Annotated in this window: 1 protein-coding gene; it reads left to right on the forward strand. The window is 56.1% G+C overall.

The genetic code is table 11. The features are described 5' to 3' along the window. Positions 1 to 291: 291 nt before the first annotated feature. Positions 292 to 1,221: isocitrate lyase (gene aceA / locus AB4Z11_RS32100; RefSeq protein ID WP_442030278.1), on the forward strand; the 930-nt coding region annotated here is incomplete at its 3' end.

Below are 1,221 nucleotides of genomic sequence, written 5' to 3' on the forward strand. Positions count from 1 at the left end.
AAACAATGCCCCGCGAGTCGGGGCATTGTTTTTTCTGCCCTTAATTTGTGCATTTTTCACGATGCAAAATGCTGATCTCACGCTTTGAAAAGCGCACAAAATTAAGCAGCGATTTTGCTTTCATGCCTAGAAATGGCGTTCCGTATCATGGAAATTAAAACGTAAGTTATTGATTATTTGTTGAAAATATTTGCTCATATGTCTTATATAAGACTATTGTTGCGCTGAACAACAAAGCATATGATGTCTCTAACGGATTTCGTTTTTCATCTAGCTACCAAGGAGAAGATCATGACAACTCGCGCAGAACAAATCGCAGCATTGCAAAAAGACTGGGACACCAACCCACGCTGGAAAGGCGTCACCCGTCCGTACACCGCGGAAGACGTGGTGCGCTTGCGCGGCTCCCTGCAGATCGAACACACCATCGCCAAGCGCGGCGCTGAGAAGCTGTGGGATCTGGTCAATAACGAACCGTTCGTCAACGCCCTGGGCGCGCTGACCGGCAACCAGGCAATGCAGCAGGTGAAGGCCGGCCTGAAAGCGATCTACCTGTCCGGCTGGCAGGTGGCGGGCGACGCCAACCTGGCTGGCGAAATGTATCCGGACCAGTCGCTGTACCCGGCGAACTCGGTGCCAATGGTGGTTCGCCGCATCAACAACACCTTCCAGCGCGCTGATCAGATCCAGTGGTCCGAAGGCAAAGACGATATCGACTTCTTCGCGCCAATCGTGGCCGACGCGGAAGCCGGTTTCGGCGGCGTGCTGAACGCATTCGAACTGATGAAGTCCATGATCGAAGCGGGCGCATCCGGTGTGCACTTTGAAGACCAGCTGGCTTCCGTGAAGAAGTGCGGCCACATGGGCGGCAAAGTGCTGGTGCCATCGCGTGAAGCGGTTGAGAAGCTGGTCGCAGCCCGCCTGGCTGCCGACGTGATGGGCACTTCGACCCTGGTGATCGCCCGTACCGATGCGGAAGCAGCCGACCTGCTGACTTCCGATGTGGACGAGAACGACCAGCCATTCTGCACCGGCGAGCGCACCGTGGAAGGCTTCTACAAGGTCCGCAACGGCCTGGAGCAATCCATCTCGCGCGCCCTGGCTTACGCGCCTTACGCCGACCTGGTGTGGTGCGAAACCGGCAAGCCGGACCTGGTCTTCGCCAAGAAATTCGCCGACGCCGTGCACGCCAAGTTCCCTGGCAAGATGCTGGCCTATAAC

This window comes from Pseudoduganella sp. RAF53_2, from assembly GCF_052113985.1.
Taxonomy (GTDB): Bacteria; Pseudomonadota; Gammaproteobacteria; order Burkholderiales; family Burkholderiaceae_D; genus Rugamonas.